The 16,764-nt window shown below is 65.2% G+C and carries 14 protein-coding genes; 9 read left to right on the top strand and 5 right to left on the bottom strand.

The genetic code is table 11. The annotated features are described in order from the left end of the window. The first annotated feature begins 17 nt into the window (after positions 1-17). The 6 genes from ACIBG0_RS26055 (at position 18) to ACIBG0_RS26030 (ending at position 7,093) form a co-directional block, all read left to right on the top strand. Positions 18-1,325, top strand: coding sequence for an FAD-binding oxidoreductase (locus ACIBG0_RS26055; RefSeq protein ID WP_397035624.1), 1,308 nt, complete (start codon positions 18-20; stop codon positions 1,323-1,325). Between the two features lie 414 nt (positions 1,326-1,739). Beyond that, positions 1,740-2,192, top strand: coding sequence for a CBS domain-containing protein (locus ACIBG0_RS26050; RefSeq protein WP_329408195.1), 453 nt, complete (start codon positions 1,740-1,742; stop codon positions 2,190-2,192). Positions 2,193-2,220: 28 nt separating this feature from the next. After that, the gene (locus tag ACIBG0_RS26045) at positions 2,221-3,510 is read left to right on the top strand and encodes an SLC13 family permease (protein WP_397035622.1); all 1,290 of its coding nucleotides are present in this window, start codon (positions 2,221-2,223) and stop codon (positions 3,508-3,510) included. Between the two features lie 545 nt (positions 3,511-4,055). Further along, entirely contained in the window at positions 4,056-4,868 is an 813-nt protein-coding gene (locus ACIBG0_RS26040; RefSeq protein ID WP_397035621.1) for a DUF1206 domain-containing protein, read from the top strand. A gap of 258 nt (positions 4,869-5,126) precedes the next feature. After that, positions 5,127-5,783, top strand: a complete 657-nt coding sequence (locus ACIBG0_RS26035) for a CatB-related O-acetyltransferase (protein WP_397035860.1) — start codon at positions 5,127-5,129, stop codon at positions 5,781-5,783. Between the two features lie 227 nt (positions 5,784-6,010). Continuing rightward, positions 6,011-7,093, top strand: a complete 1,083-nt coding sequence (locus tag ACIBG0_RS26030) for a fatty acid desaturase family protein (protein WP_397035619.1) — start codon at positions 6,011-6,013, stop codon at positions 7,091-7,093. 188 nt (positions 7,094-7,281) lie between these two features. On the opposite strand, the gene ACIBG0_RS26025 is transcribed toward ACIBG0_RS26030, so the two are convergent. From ACIBG0_RS26025 to ACIBG0_RS26010, 4 genes are all read right to left on the bottom strand, one after another. After that, positions 7,282-8,445 carry an oxygenase MpaB family protein gene (locus tag ACIBG0_RS26025; protein WP_397035617.1) on the bottom strand — a complete coding sequence of 388 codons (1,164 nt, stop codon included), beginning with the start codon at positions 8,443-8,445 and terminating at the stop codon, positions 7,282-7,284. A 25-nt stretch (positions 8,446-8,470) separates the two neighbouring features. Further along, entirely contained in the window at positions 8,471-9,523 is a 1,053-nt protein-coding gene (locus ACIBG0_RS26020; protein WP_397035615.1) for a polyprenyl synthetase family protein, read from the bottom strand. Beyond that, entirely contained in the window at positions 9,516-9,797 is a 282-nt protein-coding gene (locus ACIBG0_RS26015; protein WP_397035613.1) for a hypothetical protein, read from the bottom strand. The genes ACIBG0_RS26020 and ACIBG0_RS26015 overlap by 8 nt, the downstream gene beginning before the upstream one ends. Positions 9,798-10,359: 562 nt before the next feature. Further along, on the bottom strand, positions 10,360-11,022 hold the full coding sequence (locus ACIBG0_RS26010) for a GntR family transcriptional regulator (protein ID WP_397035611.1): 663 nt from the start codon (positions 11,020-11,022) through the stop codon (positions 10,360-10,362). A gap of 125 nt (positions 11,023-11,147) precedes the next feature. Here ACIBG0_RS26010 and ACIBG0_RS26005 point away from each other — a divergent pair, with 125 nt between their 5' ends. From ACIBG0_RS26005 to ACIBG0_RS25995, 3 genes are all read left to right on the top strand, one after another. Continuing rightward, complete coding sequence (locus tag ACIBG0_RS26005; protein WP_397035610.1) at positions 11,148-12,503, top strand: malonyl-CoA decarboxylase domain-containing protein; 1,356 nt, start codon at positions 11,148-11,150, stop codon at positions 12,501-12,503. Positions 12,504-12,547: 44 nt separating this feature from the next. After that, positions 12,548-14,071 (top strand): AMP-binding protein, encoded by a 1,524-nt coding sequence (locus ACIBG0_RS26000; RefSeq protein ID WP_397035608.1) that lies wholly within the window; start codon positions 12,548-12,550, stop codon positions 14,069-14,071. 166 nt (positions 14,072-14,237) lie between these two features. Next, positions 14,238-15,551, top strand: coding sequence for an MFS transporter (locus tag ACIBG0_RS25995; RefSeq protein WP_397035607.1), 1,314 nt, complete (start codon positions 14,238-14,240; stop codon positions 15,549-15,551). 155 nt (positions 15,552-15,706) lie between these two features. Here ACIBG0_RS25995 and ACIBG0_RS25990 read toward each other — a convergent pair whose 3' ends face one another. Then, a complete protein-coding gene (locus ACIBG0_RS25990) occupies positions 15,707-16,726 on the bottom strand; it encodes a dihydrodipicolinate synthase family protein (RefSeq protein WP_397035605.1) in 1,020 nt (339 codons plus the stop codon). Positions 16,727-16,764: the final 38 nt, after the last annotated feature.

Here is a 16,764-nt window from a genome sequence, read left to right as displayed (position 1 = left end):
TAGCGAAGGGAATCCAAATGTCACACAACACATTGCGATCCGCCGTGCGCGGACGGGTACTGCTGCCGGGTGACGAAGAGTTCGATACGGCACGGACGCCGTGGAATCTGAATATCGACCAGCCGGTCGCGGCTGTCGTGCACGTCGAAGACGCGGAGGATATGGCCGCCGTGGTCGGCTACGCGCGTGACGCGGGCCTGTCGGTGACCGCTCAGCCCAACGGCCACGGCGCTTCCGGTGATACCGCCGGCACCATTCTGGTGCGCACGCGCCGGCTCGATCGGATCGAGGTGGATCCGGCGCGGCGACGTGCCCGCGTCGGCGCGGGAACCAATTGGGGCCAGCTGCAGGCGGCGGCCGCCCCGCACGGCTTGACCGGGCTGGCCGGAAGCTCCCCGGTGGTCAGCGTTGTCGGCTATACCCTCGGTGGCGGATTGTCGTGGTTCGGCCGTAAATACGGTTGGGCGGCCGACAGCGTCCGGTCCTTCGACATCGTCGATGCCGATGGTCGTCGAGCGCGGGTCACCGCGGAGTCCGACCCGGAGCTGTTCTGGGCATTGCGTGGCGGCGGCGGGGATTTCGCACTGGTGACGGCAGTGGAGTTCGATCTGTTCGCGGCTCCCGGCCTGTTCGGTGGCCTGATCGTCTGGCCGGCCGAGCAGACCGAGGCCGTCCGTGATGCCTTCCAGGACATCACCGATCACGCACCGGCCGAACTCACGGTCTGGCTCAATCGATTGGAGCTGCCGCAGGCTCCGCCGGTAATCGCGATCGCCGCCGCCTACCTGGGCGAACCGGCGCACGGACGGGACCTGCTGCGACGGGTGGACACGATCGACGGCATCCTCGCGGACACCCGCCGGGAATTGTCCCCGGCCGAGTTGGGCGCCATCGTCAACGAGCCCACCGCCCCAGGCCCCGGATTGCTCCGAACCGAGCTGCTGACCGCCCTGGACGAGACCGCCGCCGAGATTCTGCTGCACGCACCGATCGATCCGCTGATGGGCATCCAGCTCCGGCAGCTGGGAGGTGCGCTCGCCGTGCCCACCCGAGGCGCGGTTCCGCCGTTCGCGGAGCCCTATGCACTGTCTCTGCAGGCCACCGGCTCGGACCCCGACACGGTTGCCGCGGTACATGCCACTCAGAAGCGCATCATCACCGATCTGGGCGCACGAGTCAGCGGCCGCAAACCGTATACCGTCCTGTCCGCCGGCGACAGTGTCGCAGAGGTTTTCGACACCGGCACCCTGGACCGGCTGCGAAAGCTCAAGCAGGCCCGCGACCCACACGGCGTATTCCGCGCCAACTTCCCGATTCCCCGCTGAGCCTTCGGTTCGAGACCGAGGTCAGGCACCTCCGCACAGCGTTGCCTCGCGATCGTGATCGGCGGGGCAGCGCTGTGCTTGCGATCGGCTATCGCACCTGCTTGCGGTGGCCTGACTGGCAGCGCCGAGCAAGCCGACGGCGGCAGACACACCTCACCGTGCAGCGCTGGGCTCTGATCGACGGTTCACGACTATTCGCGGTTTGCCTTGGTGGCATCTTTACGGCATCTTTACGGTAGGTGCGCCGGGAAGTCTGGTCGGCAACCCGGCCCTGCTTCGGGTCGGGCCGTCCGGCGATGGGGACTGACATGGTGCGTACGCGAGTGTTGTCTTCGACGGAGCCCATAAGGGCTGCCGGTGGCGGCGAGCCCGGATGTGCCGCGGTAGGGATCGCGGCGGTCGTATCGTACTGGTGTGCACGCAAGTCAGATAGCCGAGGACTATCCGTCGGTGACCATGGATTCCGAGGCGCTGGCCGCGGCGAGGCTGCTGGCCGAGCATCGGCTGCCGGGCATCGTGGTAACGGATGCGGATCAGGTGCCGCGCGCGGTGCTGCCCGCTTCGCAGGTGGTGCGGTTCCTGGTCCCGGGATATGTTCAGGACGATCCGTCGTTGGCGGGGGTGTTGTCGGAGTCGGTGGCCGACCGGATCGCCGAGGCGTTGCAGGGCAAGACCGTCGGCCAGTTACTGCCGGAATCGACGGGCAAGCCGATCGTGCCGGTGGCCCGGGCCGACGACACAGTGGTGGAGGTGGCGGCGCTGATGGCGCGCTGCCGGTGTCCGCTGATCGCGGTCGTCGAGGGCAAGCGGATGATCGGGGTGATCACCGCGTCCCGGTTGTTGCAGGTGGCGCTCGCCAAGACCTGACCGGTAGCTGCTGCGCGGGTGGCCCGCGGTGACCGCGATCGCGATTGTCGTGTTCGTGGTCTCCTACGTGCTGATCGCGACCGAACGCATCCACAAAACCATCGCCGCGCTCGCCGGTGCCGCAGTTGTCCTGGCTGTGGGCGTGCTCGATTCCGAGCAGGCGTTCTTCTCCCACGACACCGGTATCGACTGGGATGTCGTCCTGTTGCTGTTCGGGATGATGGTCATCGTCGGGGTGCTACGTCAGACCGGGGTGTTCGAATACACCGCCATCTGGGCGGCCAAGCGCGCCAAGGGATCTCCCGTGCGGGTCATGATCATGCTGACGCTGATCACGGCGGTGGCCTCGGCGTTCCTGGACAACGTCACCACCGTGCTGCTGATCGCGCCGGTCACCCTGCTGGTATGCGACCGGCTCGGCATCCGGCCCGCGCCGTTCCTGATCGCCGAGGTGCTGGCGTCCAACATCGGTGGCGCGGCCACGTTGATCGGTGACCCGCCCAATATCATCATCGGCAGCCGAAGTGGCTTGTCGTTCAACGACTTCCTGGTACATATGACCCCGATCGTGGCGCTCGAGCTGGCCGTGTTCATCGTCGTGCTGCCGCGCTTGTTCCGGGGTTCTTTCGATGTGGCGCCCGAGCGGATCGCGGACGTGATGGCCCTCGACGAACGCGAAGCGATTCGGGATCTGCGGCTGCTGGCCAAGTGCGGGGTCGTGCTGTTGGCGGTATTCACCGGGTTCGTGGGGCATTCGATCCTGCATATCGATCCGTCTGTGGTCGCGCTGCTCGGGGCCGGTGTGCTGGTACTGGTCTCCGGGACCGAGCCCGAGGATTACTTGTCCGGGGTCGAATGGGAGACACTGCTGTTCTTCGCCGGCCTATTCGTCATGGTCGGAGCTCTGGTCGAAACCGGGGTCGTGGAGACGATGGCCAGCTGGGCCGCCACCGCCACCGGCGGTAACGCTCTGGTGGCGGTGATGTTGATCCTGGTGGTTTCAGCGCTACTGTCCGGGATCATCGACAACATCCCGTACGTGGCGACCATGAGCCCGCTGGTCGCCGACCTCGCAGGTGGGATCGACAATCCAGTACACGCGGACGCGTTGTGGTGGTCGCTGACCCTAGGCTCGGACTTCGGTGGGAACTTGACCGCGGTCGGCGCCAGCGCCAACGTGGTCATGCTCGGTATCGCCGCCCGCGCCGGGGCGCCGATCTCGTTCTGGGAGTTCACCCGCAAGGGTGCGGTGGTCACCGCGATCACCATCGTGGTCGCCGCACCGTATCTATGGTTGCGCCACTTCATATTGAGCTGACCTCGAAACACCGCCCCTCCCACCGTCCTTGGCCGATTGCGAGAGGAGCAGCATGCCGATACCGCCGGAGACCACCGCCGAGACGGTGCGCACTGTTGCTGCCGGATCGAACGCTCGCCCTCGGATACGGCGGCTGGTCCGGCACCGGGCGTGGCCGCTGGGTCGGAACCGGGCGTGGCCGCTGGGTCGGAACCGGCACGACTTGGACGGGCTACCGCGGCCAACCGGTGGTCCAACTGGCCGGAGCTGTCGCCGAACACGGGGTGCTCCCCCGCGCATCCTCGGCACCGCTCGATCCCGGGCGAACGCGCAGGAGCTGAAGAAGGTCTGGCACTACCTCGCTCGGTTCGGGAGGAAGGGCTGAACATTTCCGTCGCTCGGCACGGGGATCATGGGAGTGGGTCTGATGACTCGGTGTTTGCCCGGTCAAAACAGAACGGCACGACCTGGGCGCCGGGCCGGCGAGGTGCTTTCTCCGCGCACCTGGGTATCCGGTCGATGTCCTGCGCTGGCTTCGCGCCGTGATACCTGGATGGAGGAGCAGCATGACCCACCCCGGTCTATCCCATACCGTCGGGCAGTTCGCCCAGAGCAGCGTGTTCGCGCGTTTGGCCCGCGCCGGCTATGTCATGTCCGGCCTCGTCCACCTGCTCATCGGCTACATCGCGATCCGGCTCGCGTTCGGCGGTGGGGGCAACGCTGATCAATCCGGGGCCATGGCGGAACTGGCGGATAAACCGGGTGGCAAGTTCACCCTGTGGGTGGGTGTGGTCGCGTTCGTGCTGATGGCGCTCTGGCGGCTGGCGGAGGCCGTCTTCGGCAGCGCGTCCGAGCCGGGCGCCGACAGCCGAAAGTCCGAAGTGTTCGATCGGGCCAAAGCGCTGGCGCTGTCCGTCGTCTATTTCGCGTTCGCGATCACCGCGTTCCGTTTCGCGCAGGGCAGTGGGCAGCCGAGCAGTAGCCAGAGTGTCGGGCTCACCGCACGTCTGATGCAGCACACGGCGGGCACGATTGTGCTCGTCGCTGCTGGGCTGGTCATCATCGCGGTCGGCGGCTACCACGTGTACAAGGGAGCCAAGCAGAATTTCCTCGACGATCTGCGCGGAGTCCCGAGCGCCTTCGTGCGGAGGCTGGGCACTGCGGGCTACATCGCCAAAGGGCTGGCCGTCGCCGCGGCGGGGTTGCTGGTGATCCTCGCCGCGACCGAATCCGATCCGAATAAGTCCGCAGGCTTGGATGGGGCCGTGAAAACGCTCGGCGCGCAACCTTTCGGCATGGTCCTGCTCCTGATTGCCGGGGCGGGCATCATCACCTACGGGCTCTACAGCTTCGTCATGGCCCGCAGCGCCAAGATGTAGCGCCGAGCGGCTACCGCACCGCGATCAGAAGCTTGGGTTGCCGCCACAGGGTCGAATTCCGCGAGGGAAATCTGGGGCCGATCGGCCGTAGGATGCGGCTAGCTCGCTGGGACACAACCGGATCCGTGCCCAGCAGCGCTACCGCAGCCAGCTCGGCGTCCACTGCGCATTCCTGGCCGTGGGTAGCGGCCATCGAATCTCGGTGGCACTGTCGTGACCGCCCGTCCCACCAACATCCACGAATACGAGGACCTCGAATTGTCACCGGATCCCACCACTGTTCATCCTCTGCTCGCGCACGACCGCGTGGTGTTTCTGAAACCCTTGGTCAGCTCACCGAATATTGTTGTGGGCGAGTACACCTACTACGACGACCCCGACGGTGCGACGGACTTCGAGCGTCGCAACGTGCTCTACGCGTACGGACCGGAGCGACTGATCATCGGAGCATACTGCGCTATCGCGGCCGGGACCAGGTTTCTGATGGCCGGTGCCGAGCACCCGACCATGGGCGTGTCCACCTACCCGTTCACCATGTTCGGCGGCCGGTGGGCCGAGCAGACGCTGGATATCGTCACTTCCATGCCCAGCCGAGGAGACACCGTCGTCGGCAACGATGTCTGGTTCGGCTACCAGTCCACGATCATGCCCGGTGTGCGGATCGGCGACGGCGCCATCATCGCGGCCGGTGCGGTGGTCACGGCCGACGTGCCGCCCTACACCATCGTCGGCGGCAACCCCGCCAAGCCGATCCGGCAGCGCTTCGATAGTGCCGACATCGAACGGCTACGCCGTGCCGCCTGGTGGACCTGGCCCGCCGAGCTGGTGGCCGAACACACGCGCATCATCATGGCCGGAACACCCAGCGACATCGAACGCATCGCTATCGAGCACCGCCGAGTGGAAACCCTTTGATACAAGGGCTCATTGACGGCTAGGTGGTAACTGGTCAGCCGCCTTGGTCCGCGGTACGCATCCGGTATCACACCGCAGTCCGATCCGATGTCATACCAAAGGGTTACGGGTAACGAGAATCGTGCCGATAGCTTCGGGGTATCGAAATCGGCGCCCCTCCGATGTCGACCGGCCGGCATCGTCGACGGACGGAGGTGGCGTCTCCGACTCAGCTCTCAGGAAGATCTATGACGACACCTGCCTTGGTCCCCGAGTCATCTCCACGGTCACCGCGGCGCGGCGCCGACGGTGATTACGCCCGTCTGTTGCGCAGGATCTCCGACGCGGGGCTGATGAACCAACGTCTCGTCTACTACGCGGTCCGGCTCAGCCTCGTCGGGGTCGCGTTCGCGGCCGGCTGGGTGGCGTTCGTCCTCGTCGGTGATTCGTGGTGGACGCTGTTGGTCGCGGGGTTCATGGCCGTGACGTTCGCTCAGGTCGCCCTCGTAATGCATGATGTCGCGCACCGCCAAGTCTTCCGGCTACGGCAGCCGACGGAGCTCGTGGGCCGCCTTGTCGGCAATGTCGGCATCGGCCTGGGTTACGGCTGGTGGCAGGACAAGCACACCCGGCATCACGCCAACCCGAACCATGAGGAACTCGACCCCGATGTCGCGCCCGACATTCTGGTCTGGTCACAACAGCAGGCACGGTCCAGCCGCGGTCTGCCTCGTCTCATCGGGAGGGCGCAGGCGTTCCTGTTCTTCCCCCTTCTGTTGCTGGAGGGCCTGAACCTCCATGTGGCCGGCGTCCGTGCACTCCGAAATCGATCGGTCAAACACCGCGGATTGGAGGGCACACTGCTGTTCGGACACTTCGTCGCCTATCTGGTCGCACTGTTCGCGGTCCTGCCCGCCGACAAAGCCTTCGCGTTCCTTGCTGTGCACCAGGGCCTCTTCGGCCTGTATATGGGCTGCATCTTCGCCCCGAACCACAAGGGCATGCCAACCTTGATCGGCGACGAACGTCCCGACTACCTCCGTCGTCAGGTGCTGACTTCCCGCAATGTGCGGGGTGGCGTGTTGACCGACCTCGCCCTCGGCGGCCTCAACTATCAGATCGAACATCATTTGTTCCCGAGCATGCCGACGCCGAACCTGCGTCACGCCCAGCTGATCGTTCGCGACTACTGCACCGAAATCGGAGTGCCGTACCACGAAACCGGGCTGATCTCCTCTTACCGCGAGGCGCTGAGACACCTGCACCACGTCGGCGCTCCCCTGCGCACTCCCGATCGACAACAGGGTGGAGTGCCACAACGCAATCGTTGAACACAAGCTGGGCGCAACGATGCCCTGGGCACACCGTCGCAATCGGCAGCTGCGGTGCTGGGCGTTCGCTCATCGGAATGTGCGAGCGTGGATCCCGAACGCGGACAATGGCAATCTGGCATTCGTCCGCGACGCGCCGCATGAGCACGCACTTACACGGATGTCGCCTCGCGCATGTACTGATCGTGTCAGGTAGTGATGGAGACGGGCGGGGGTGTCCAGCGACGGGTACGCGAAAGTGTGGATGAGACACCGAACTCCGCCTTGAGATGGTCCGGGATGGCGTAATGCATGACGCGGCCGCGGGTGAGGGAGCTGAGTTCGAAAAGGGTGGTGAAATGGCCGAGGCGATCGAGGGCCCATGCGCCCATCGGGGATTTGTCCTCGATCGTTTCCAGGATTCCGAGCAGGGTGGGCGCGGTCTTGACGGCTGTATCCCAGGCGGTGCGCGGCACTTGCAGCCAGTCGGCGCAGGTGTCTCCGATGAGGTAGCGGATCAGTGCGGAGACGATGGGGTCGAAGAAGGTTCCGGGTACGACTTCCTCGTAGAGGTCGATGAGCTGTCGGGTGAGGCGGACGCCTTCGTCGCTGGGGCCCATATGGCGGGTCATATAGAGGTCGTGGAATTGCCGCGCGGAGTCCACATCCTGTGGTGCGTGCTGCTGATCGACGCCGAGCATGGCGCCGACCACGCGCCAGGCGTAGAAGTACGCCTCCGCGCCGTCGACGCTCATGTGGATGTTCAGTCGGTGCAGGCTGTCGAGCACGAGGAGGGAAAACAGCATCTGGCCGCCGATCATGTCCTCCTGGCAGATGGGAGTGCCGAATGTATCAATGTCCCATCGGTTTTCCTGGTAGAGATGGTGACGGATCGCCGCGTGCAGCAACCGCACTTTCTGGACCGCGGGTATGAAACGGCTGCCTGCCTCGAAGGCATCGGGCTGCATCAGGTAGACGGTGAACTGCCCGGTCTGGGCCATGCGTTTGGAGGGGTACTCCAGCGAATGCGTGGCCGACAGCAGTTTCGCGACCGGCGGCAGAACGTAGCAGGCCGGCATCGCGGCAAAAGACAGTGCGGTGGAGATGTGCACGTTGTTATCGATGAAGAACTGCCTGGCCTTCTCCATCTCATCCCAGTCCACCCATGCTGGGGGAGTTGAGGTTTCGTGCAGATAGTCCCGGGCGACGTCGGGCAGACCGTCGGGCAGGGGCGCGCCCGCGGTGGAGACATAGCGCATGAGCGTGTTGAACTTGCCCACCTCGCCGCGTTCGAACATCGTGGTAACGGTGGCGTCGGCGATTTCGTCGCCGTATTGCCGCAGTGCATCCAATGACGTTTCGGTGTAGGTCATCTGGGCTCCTGATATCAGGCGAGGATTAATGCCGGCGTGCGGTCGCGGCATGGGCGAGTTCGGTCAGTGCTCGGGCGGCGTGTGTCGTAACGCCGACGCCGCCCAGTGCGGAGGTGGCCTCCTCGACCCGCGCGGTAATCATCGATTCGATTCGGGCAGGAGCCTGGACACGGGTCATCAGATCGCGGATTTCGTGCAGGTCGTCGTTGCTGGGGTCGCATCGATTCAACAAGCGCCGCAATTGTTTACGCTGTGTGCGGTCAGCGGCCTGCCAGGTCTCGGCGAGCAGGGCGGTCGGACGTCGAGTGCGGAGGTCGTCGAGGCTCGCTTTACCGGTCTGGGCTGGATCGCCGAACAGGCCGAGTAGGTCATCGCGCAGTTGAAACGCTTCGCCCAGCGGTAATCCATACGCGGACAATGCCTTCAGCAGCCGGGGGTCGGCGCCGGCCAGTGCGCCGCCGATGAGCAACGGCTGCTCGACGGTGTACTTCGCGCTCTTGTATCGCACCACCTTCAACGACTCGGCGATGTCCGGTGCTGCACCGGTGCAGAGGATTTCCAGGCACTCCCCGGCGATCAATTCCCGAGCCAGCGACGCCCACAGGGGCCGCGCTCGCGACAGGTACGCCGAGGGCAGGCCGCTGGCGACGAAAAGCTGTCCGGCCAACGCCATCAACATATCCCCGACCAGCATCGCGAGTGCCCGGGCGGACGATTTGGTGCTCGGTCGATCCGACAATGGTTCCCGCAGTTTGACGTGCGCGGTGGGCAGACCGTGCCGCAGGTGACTGTCATCGATGATGTCGTCGTGCACAGCCGCCGCGGCGTGCACCAATTCCATTGCCGCCGCAGCCCGCACGACTGCGTCACTATCCGGCTGTCCGGCCGCCCGCCAACCCCAGTAGCAGAACGCCGCTCGCAGCCGTTTACCGTGCGTGGTCGCCACCACGATCTGGTCGGCCACCGGCCGCAGTTGCGGGTCGATGGTCAGGAACTGGTCGTACTCCTGTCCGACGAACTGTTCCAGCGCGGCATCCACGCGAGCCTTGAAGGCGCCCGGATCGTAGTGATCAGACATCACTGGAGGTGCCACGTCGCGCCACAACCTGCCGGGCGAGGATTTCCAGATGCGCCTCGGACACTGTCGCATACCGGTCCAGCGCAAGGCGTCCGCGCGCCTTCAGATCCGTTTCCACCTCACCCGCCAGCCCCGACAAGTCCGACCGCCGCAGCAGCCCCCGAAGCCGATCCACCGCGGGCCCGACCCGGCTCAGCGCCAGATCCGCGAGTCCGGCCGCGAGCAGTACGGCGTCCTCTGCGCGGCCACCGGAATGATTCGAACTCTGCGACATGCGATCACGCTCCATCCATACGTTCGGCACCCGGCATTCGTGCAGTTCCGTCCGGCTGGAATCGGCCTGACCCGCCCAGTGTGGCAGCAAGCCCACCCGGACACGCCGAGAACTGCTGGAAGCTATGGCATCTGAACGGGTCTCGGAGCGCACCGGGGGACGTCCGAGCCGTTTCGTTTGGTGATCAGAGATGAAACCCGTTGGAGCAGAGCGGTGTTCGGTGTTCCGGGCAGCTACTGAACAACGGACGAATCCGTCGAATTTCACGTCACGTGCGGCAATGCGGCGAACGCACGTGTGGCCGGGTCGATTCCATGGCTGGGCTCGTCCCGAGCATGTCGGCGGGTCTTTTCGGGTCCCGCCCAGCATGGTTCGGGATGCGGCAGTTACTGGGGCGTGGACCGCCCGAGGTCGGCGTCGACAAGCAGGTCGCCGCGCCCGGTGTCGTCCACTCGGTCGGCTCGAGGCACTACTGTTCGGCTTCGGAAATGGTTGGCCACGCCCGACGATTCGTCGCCCGTTGCTCTGGTGCGGGCCAGCATTCCGATCAATTCGGCCTCGGTCAGCGCCCCGTCAGCTGCCGCCAAGTCCGCACCAGTTGGCTGAACTCTTTGACCTGCACGAGCACGTGTTCACGGGCGGCGTTCTCCGCGGCTTCGGAGTCTCCGGAAGCGATGGCGTCGGCGATCTCACGGTGTTCGGTCAAGGATCTACGCATGCGGTCCGGTACTCGCAGCTGTAGCCGCCGGTACGGCTGTAGGGCTCGTTTGAGGGTGAGGGCCTGCTGCCGCAGATACTCGTTGCCGCAGGAGTCGTAGATGACGCCGTGGAACCGGGCGTTGGCGTAGTAGTAGCCGTCGGCATCGCCGGTAGTCGCGTGGTTCTCGCACTCCTTCAGCGCGCGTTCGAGTTCATCGAGTTCCGCCCGTTCGATGCGGCGCGCGCAGAGCCGTGCCGCCATCCCTTCGAGTTCGGCCATGACCTCGAAGCGTTCGGCCAGCTCGGAAATGCTGAGCTCGGTGACGTAGGTGCCCTGCTTGGGGCGGATCTGCACCAGTCCGGAGCGCTCCAAGGCCAGCAGCGCTTCTCGGATCGGCGTGCGAGAGCATCCGAACTCCTGCTCGAGCTGTAGGGCATCGAGGCGTTCGCCGGGTCGATAACGGCCGTGGACGACGGCGTCCTCGAGCGCGTCGCGTACACGCTGGGATTCCGGGACTCGAGCCAATGTGCACCTCCGAGAGCAGATTACTCGACCACCAGGGGTGGCGCGCCTCACATTTATACTCTATCGTCCCTGTTGTATACATCACGGTCTCTAATGCATACAGAGACGGTGGAAAGGAAATCGCGATGGGGCAAGAAGACGGCTGGCTGCTGACCGACCTGTTCCGAGCTCTCGGGCGACAGCACGGCAGCGACCCGGCGGACACCGATTCGCTCGTGTCCCCGCTGGACCAGCTGCTCGCCGCCTGCGAGGTGCTGATGAGCGATATGGGCGAAGCCTCGATGCGCGCGGTCGCGACTCGGGCCCTCGCCGCCTACGCCGAGCTGGACGACAACGACAAACTCGCCTTCTTCACCCACATCACTACGACCTACGATGTCGACGGCGATCAGGTTCGGGCCGCCTTCCGGCGGTGGGATGACGCACGCAACGCCGGATCCGGGGGCGAGGAGGAGCTGGTCCGGCTCTTCGACGTGGTCGAACCGGCCCGCCAGCAATTGCTCCGCCGGATGAACCACGCCCCCGACGCCACCCTGGCCCTGGTCGAGATGCGCGCGGACCTGCGGCGGCTGTTGCGCCGTCACCCGGAGTTGCGCCCCCTCGACCACGACTTCCACCATCTACTCACCTCTTGGTTCAATCGCGGCTTCCTCCGTATGGAGCAACTCAGCTGGGATTCACCGCCGGAGCTGCACCAGCATCTCCTGCACTACGAGAAGGTCCACCCCATGGCGAGCGCGGCCGAACTCCGCCGTCGCCTCGAGCCCGCGGATCGCCGCGTCTACGCCTTCTTCCATCCAGCGACCGGAAACGTGCCACTGATATTCGTCGAGGTCGCCCTGGTGCAGGGCATACCGGACACCATCACCCCATTGCTGAAACCCGGCCCGGAGCTGAACCCCTCGGCAGCGGATACGGCGGCGCTGTACTCGATCAACAATGCCCTGGACGGATTGGCCGGAGTCTCTTTCGGCAGTTTCCTCATCAAGCAGGTCATCGAGCAGATCGGGGAGCAATTGCCACATCTGACGCAATTCGTCACACTTTCGCCCATCCCCGGATTCCGGCGCTGGCTCGACAGGCAGGCCGAACAGGATAAGGATCTGCGACGGATCGTCCAGGAGTTGGCGGACATGGCAGCGCCGGCGGATCTGAGTGCGGCGGACATCGAGCAGATCCATGCCCGGCTCTGCAAAGCGCTGGCCCACTACATCGCCGGCGAGCGGGAGAACGACGGACGACCTCTCGACCCGGTAGCGCGATTCCACTCGAGCAACGGAGCCACGGCCTGGCGGCTGAACTGGCCGGCAAACCCCTCACCGGAGGCCTGGCGGCAGTCCTACGGCGCGATGATCAACTACCGCTATGACCCGGCGAAGCTGGAGCGCCAGCACGAGGACTTCGTTCGCCGCCGCATCGTGGCACTCGATGGGCCACTGCGGGACATGTTCACCGAATCTCCGGCAGCGTCCCAGCTGTGAGATACCGCCATCACCACAGACGACGAGAGAGGAACAACCCCCGGATGTCGCCCTTCCCGACCATCTACCGATCCTTCGCCGAGCAAGCGCGGCGGCGGCCGGACAAGACACTGTTCGAACTGCCCGACAACCGGTGCATCACCTACCGTGAGACCGCCGAGGCTGTGCGACGGATTGCCGCCCGGCTCGTCGCCGACGGCGTCACGCCGGGCGACCGGGTCGCCATGCAGGTGGAGAAATCTCCGGAGGCCATCGCGCTGTACCTCGCCACCCTGCGGATCGGAGCCGTCTTCCTGCCGCTGAACACCGCCTACACCGGGGCGGAGATGGATTACTTCCTCGGCGATGCACAGCCGCGCGTGCTCGTCTGCTCCCCGGATCGCCGAACCGACCACGCCCACCGCGACGGGGAAGGGCTCATTGTCGAGACCCTCGGCGTCTCCGGCGACGGCACCCTCCTCGAGGGCGACGACCGCTACGAAGAGGTCTACGACGCCACAGCCGAAGACCCGGCGGCCATCCTCTATACCTCCGGCACTACAGGTCGTTCCAAGGGTGCGGTGCTCACCCACGGCAACCTCGCCTCCAATTGCGGTGCGCTACTGGAGGCCTGGCAGTACACCGCCGAGGACCGGCTGATCCATGCCCTGCCGGTCTTCCACGTCCATGGGCTGTTCGTCGCGGCGAACATGACTCTGGCGGCGGGCGCCAGCATGTACTACCTACCCAAGTTCGACTCCGAGGCGATCATCGATCTGCTGCCCCTGGCCACTGTGCTCATGGGTGTGCCCACCTTCTATACCCGCCTGCTGAAAGACGACCGGCTCACCCCGCAGACCTGCGCCTCGATGCGGCTGTTCGTCTCCGGCTCCGCCCCGCTGCTCGCGAGCGACCACGAGGCCTTCGAAATCCGTACCGGCCACGCCATCCTGGAGCGTTATGGCATGACGGAGACCGTCATGAACACCACCAACCCCTACGAGGGCGGACCGCGCAAGCCCGGCACCGTCGGGAAACCGTTGCCCGGCACGGAGATTCGAGTAGTAGACCGCGAGAGCGGTCGGGCACTGCCGGACGGCGAGGTCGGCGTCGTGGAGGTCCGCGGCCCCAATGTCTTCGCCGGTTATTGGCAGATGCCCGAGAAGACCGCTGCCGAGTTTCGTGCGGACGGCTTCTTCATCACCGGCGATCTGGGCCGTATCGACGAGGACGGCTATTTGTGCATCGTCGGCCGAGACAAGGACCTCGTCATCTCCGGGGGCTACAACATATACCCCAAGGAGATCGAGGAGCTGCTCGACACCCACCCCGACGTGCTGGAATCCGCCGTGATCGGGGTCCCCCACCCGGACTTCGGGGAGACCGTGGTCGCCGTCGTCGTCCCGGCTCCGGGCCGGGCGCCCCAGGCCGGGGAGTTGCTGGAATTCATCGCCGGTGACCTCGCCCGATTCAAGCAGCCACGTGCGATCCGCGTCGTAGAGTCGCTGCCCCGCAATGTCATGGGGAAGGTGCAGAAAGCCGAACTGCGGAAGCGCTACGCCGACCTGTTCGCCGGCGTGGGTACGTGATTCGAGGGCAGTCGGACTGGCCGCCCGACTCCTCTCTCCTCTCGGTCAGGAGAAGACAATGCGCAAGTTTCTGGTCCGGATCGACACCGCGAGCTGACCCGGCAGCTTACCGAATGTCCCTGCGCCCCAGGGCTATCTCCAGTTCCACCTGCGAATCGAGAATACAGTGCAGATCAACGACGATCCCATACAGACCATCACCACCACCGACGACCCCGTCCGGCTCACCTCCATCCAGCGCCGCGCCTTCTGGGGCTCTTTCGGCGGCTGGGCCATGGACGGATTCAACTGGACTGTCTTCGGACTCGTCCTCGCCCCAACCATGACCGCCCTGCTGCCACGCGCCGGCATCGAGCCCACGGCCGCCAACATCGGCTGGTACGGCCAGATCAGCGCCGCCCTGTTCCTCCTCGGCTGGGGTTGCTCGGCAATCTGGGGCCCGATCGCCGACCGCTTCGGCCGCAAACCCGCGATGACGCTGTCCATCCTGATGTACGGCGTATTCACCGCACTGGCAGGCCTGGCCACCAACTTGTGGGAATGGAACGCCTTCCGCTTCCTGGCCGCCATCGGCGTCGGCGGCGAATGGGCCATGGCCGGAACTCTGCTGGCCGAGGTGCTCCCCGAACGCGTGCGTGCCCGCTTCGGCGGCGCCATGCATTCGGCCGCCTATGTCGGCGTGCTCGCGGTATCGACGCTGTACCTGCTAGCCGGGCCGGAGCTCGGCTGGCGCGGCATGTTCCTCATCGGCGGGCTACCTGCTCTGGCGGTATTCCTGATCCGCAAAACGACCCCGGAACCTGAACGCTGGCAACAGGAATCGACCGAGAACACCCGCCGATCGTTCTGGCAGCCGGTCATCGAGGTCCTCACTCCCCCGTACCGGGCACGCACCCTCGGCAATCTGTCTCTGCTGGTGGTCTGTGTCATCGGCCTGTGGGCCGGATCCACCTACGTGCCCACCGCCGTAACCGAGCTCGCCCAGCACGCCGGATGGACCAAAGAGGCCACCGTCCGCCTCGCCGGCGTGTCCTCCATGACCGTCGCCGCGTTCACCATTCTCGGCTGCTTCCTCGTCCCCGGCATCGCCAATCGGTATGGCCGCCGGGCCACCCTGGCCGGAATGTACGTCCTGATGATCATCGGCGCTATCGGTGCGTATGCGGTCGCCTACCCGCTCCACTCGATCCCACTGATCTTCGTGTTCCTGCCGATCCTCGGCCTGGGCGGAGCGAACTTCGCGGTCTTCACCATCTGGCTGCCCGAGCAATACCCCACCCGGATGCGCGCCACCGCATTCGCCTTCACTACCACGTTCTCTCGGTGGTTCGCCGCCGCCGGCACGTTCCTCATCGGCTATGGCATCCACGAAACCGGATCTCTCACCATCCCTTTGAGCGCAACCGCGCTGGTATTCGTGCTGGGCATCGGCCTGGTCCGCGCCGCACCGGAAACCCGCGGCGCAACACTGCCCGACTGAGATGGAGCTGGCCATCGTCGGTGACGAGGCTGCGAACGCAGATCGGCGTGCCGCTGCTCGGTTCGGAGTCGGCTCCGTCAGTGAATGCCCGAAGGGCGCGGCCGACCGGAAATGCCACCCTCCGGTCGGCCGACGCCACTGATCAGTGGAAATTTCTACGCGGGATTGCGGCCGATGAAGAATTCCCGGAACGGGTCCATGCTCGGCTCCAGACGGGAATCGATCAAACCCTTACGCAGCGCGGCCATCTGGTGATCGTGGATGCGCATGGTGGGCATCCGCAGCGGCCCGCCGTTGTAGCCCTGCAGCCACCCCTGGAATTTCCACGCCTGGCGGTTCAGCACGGAGCCGCCGTGCACCGCGCCGAAGAGGCCGGCCTTGACTTTGCGGGCCGGGTGCAGCTGCCAATAGATCTCGGTGGCCTCGTCGTACTTGCCGTCCCGCAGCAACTGCATGACCCGGGGAATCATCGGGCCGAAGAACTCGTGATCACTGGTGGCCGACAGCTGAATGGGCATGACCTGCGAGAGCGGGATGAGCTCACCCTCGATCGGGTTCGAGATGACGACTTCCTTGCCGAATAGCCGCGTGCATTCGATGACGCTCTGGATGCTCGGGAATCCGCCCTCGGCCTTGATCACCGCGACATTGGGAATCTCGTCGATCATGCGGCGGATGAGCCGGGTGGGGATATCGGAGGGGTGGATTCGGCTGCTGAAGCCCCAGGACACCATCGGGAACAGGATGATGGCGAGGTTCGTCGCATCGGCCACCGCTTTGGTGTAGTCGAAGATCTCCTGCTCGGACTCGGGATAGAAGTTCGGTGGGTACGACAGCAGCACCAGGTCCGCGCCGACTTTCTCGGCTCGCTGCACCGCCTCGATGTTCTGCTCGAGGTCGTTCCAGCTCGCGTGGTGGACGATGTAGAAGTCCTTACCGCCCTCGTCCTTGGCGATCCGCAGGAAATTCACGTATTCCGGCAGCGTGATGCTGACCTCGGAAATACCGAGACTGCCGATGAAGCCGTGCTCCTTCGCCAGCCGGATGTCGTGGCGAATGCCGTTCTCGTTGATGTCGCGTAGGTCGTTGGTGAACGACGGAATGGTGCAGTTGATCGCACCGACAAGCTTTTCCCGAGCCCAGTCCCGGACTTCAGAAAGGTTGTACTCGGCCATGTGGGCCTCCTTGCCGCTGTTTCGATAGATGGGGTGAT

The sequence above is a fragment of the Nocardia sp. NPDC050630 genome, from assembly GCF_044457245.1.
GTDB lineage: Bacteria > Actinomycetota > Actinomycetes > Mycobacteriales > Mycobacteriaceae > Nocardia.
The sequence above is the reverse complement of the archived record's forward strand: the minus strand, read 5'-3'. Positions and strand labels throughout refer to the sequence as shown.

Excerpts from the sequence above, each read along its gene's own strand:
- ACIBG0_RS26055 (WP_397035624.1), top strand. The coding sequence starts at position 18 with ATGTCACACAACACATTGCGATCCGCCGTGCGCGGACGGGTACTGCTG.
- ACIBG0_RS26040 (WP_397035621.1), top strand. The coding sequence starts at position 4,056 with ATGACCCACCCCGGTCTATCCCATACCGTCGGGCAGTTCGCCCAGAGC.
- ACIBG0_RS26030 (WP_397035619.1), top strand. The coding sequence starts at position 6,011 with ATGACGACACCTGCCTTGGTCCCCGAGTCATCTCCACGGTCACCGCGG.
- ACIBG0_RS26025 (WP_397035617.1), bottom strand. The coding sequence starts at position 8,445 with ATGACCTACACCGAAACGTCATTGGATGCACTGCGGCAATACGGCGAC.
- ACIBG0_RS26020 (WP_397035615.1), bottom strand. The coding sequence starts at position 9,523 with ATGTCTGATCACTACGATCCGGGCGCCTTCAAGGCTCGCGTGGATGCC.
- ACIBG0_RS26015 (WP_397035613.1), bottom strand. The coding sequence starts at position 9,797 with ATGTCGCAGAGTTCGAATCATTCCGGTGGCCGCGCAGAGGACGCCGTA.
- ACIBG0_RS26005 (WP_397035610.1), top strand. The coding sequence starts at position 11,148 with ATGGGGCAAGAAGACGGCTGGCTGCTGACCGACCTGTTCCGAGCTCTC.
- ACIBG0_RS26000 (WP_397035608.1), top strand. The coding sequence starts at position 12,548 with ATGTCGCCCTTCCCGACCATCTACCGATCCTTCGCCGAGCAAGCGCGG.
- ACIBG0_RS25990 (WP_397035605.1), bottom strand. The coding sequence starts at position 16,726 with ATGGCCGAGTACAACCTTTCTGAAGTCCGGGACTGGGCTCGGGAAAAG.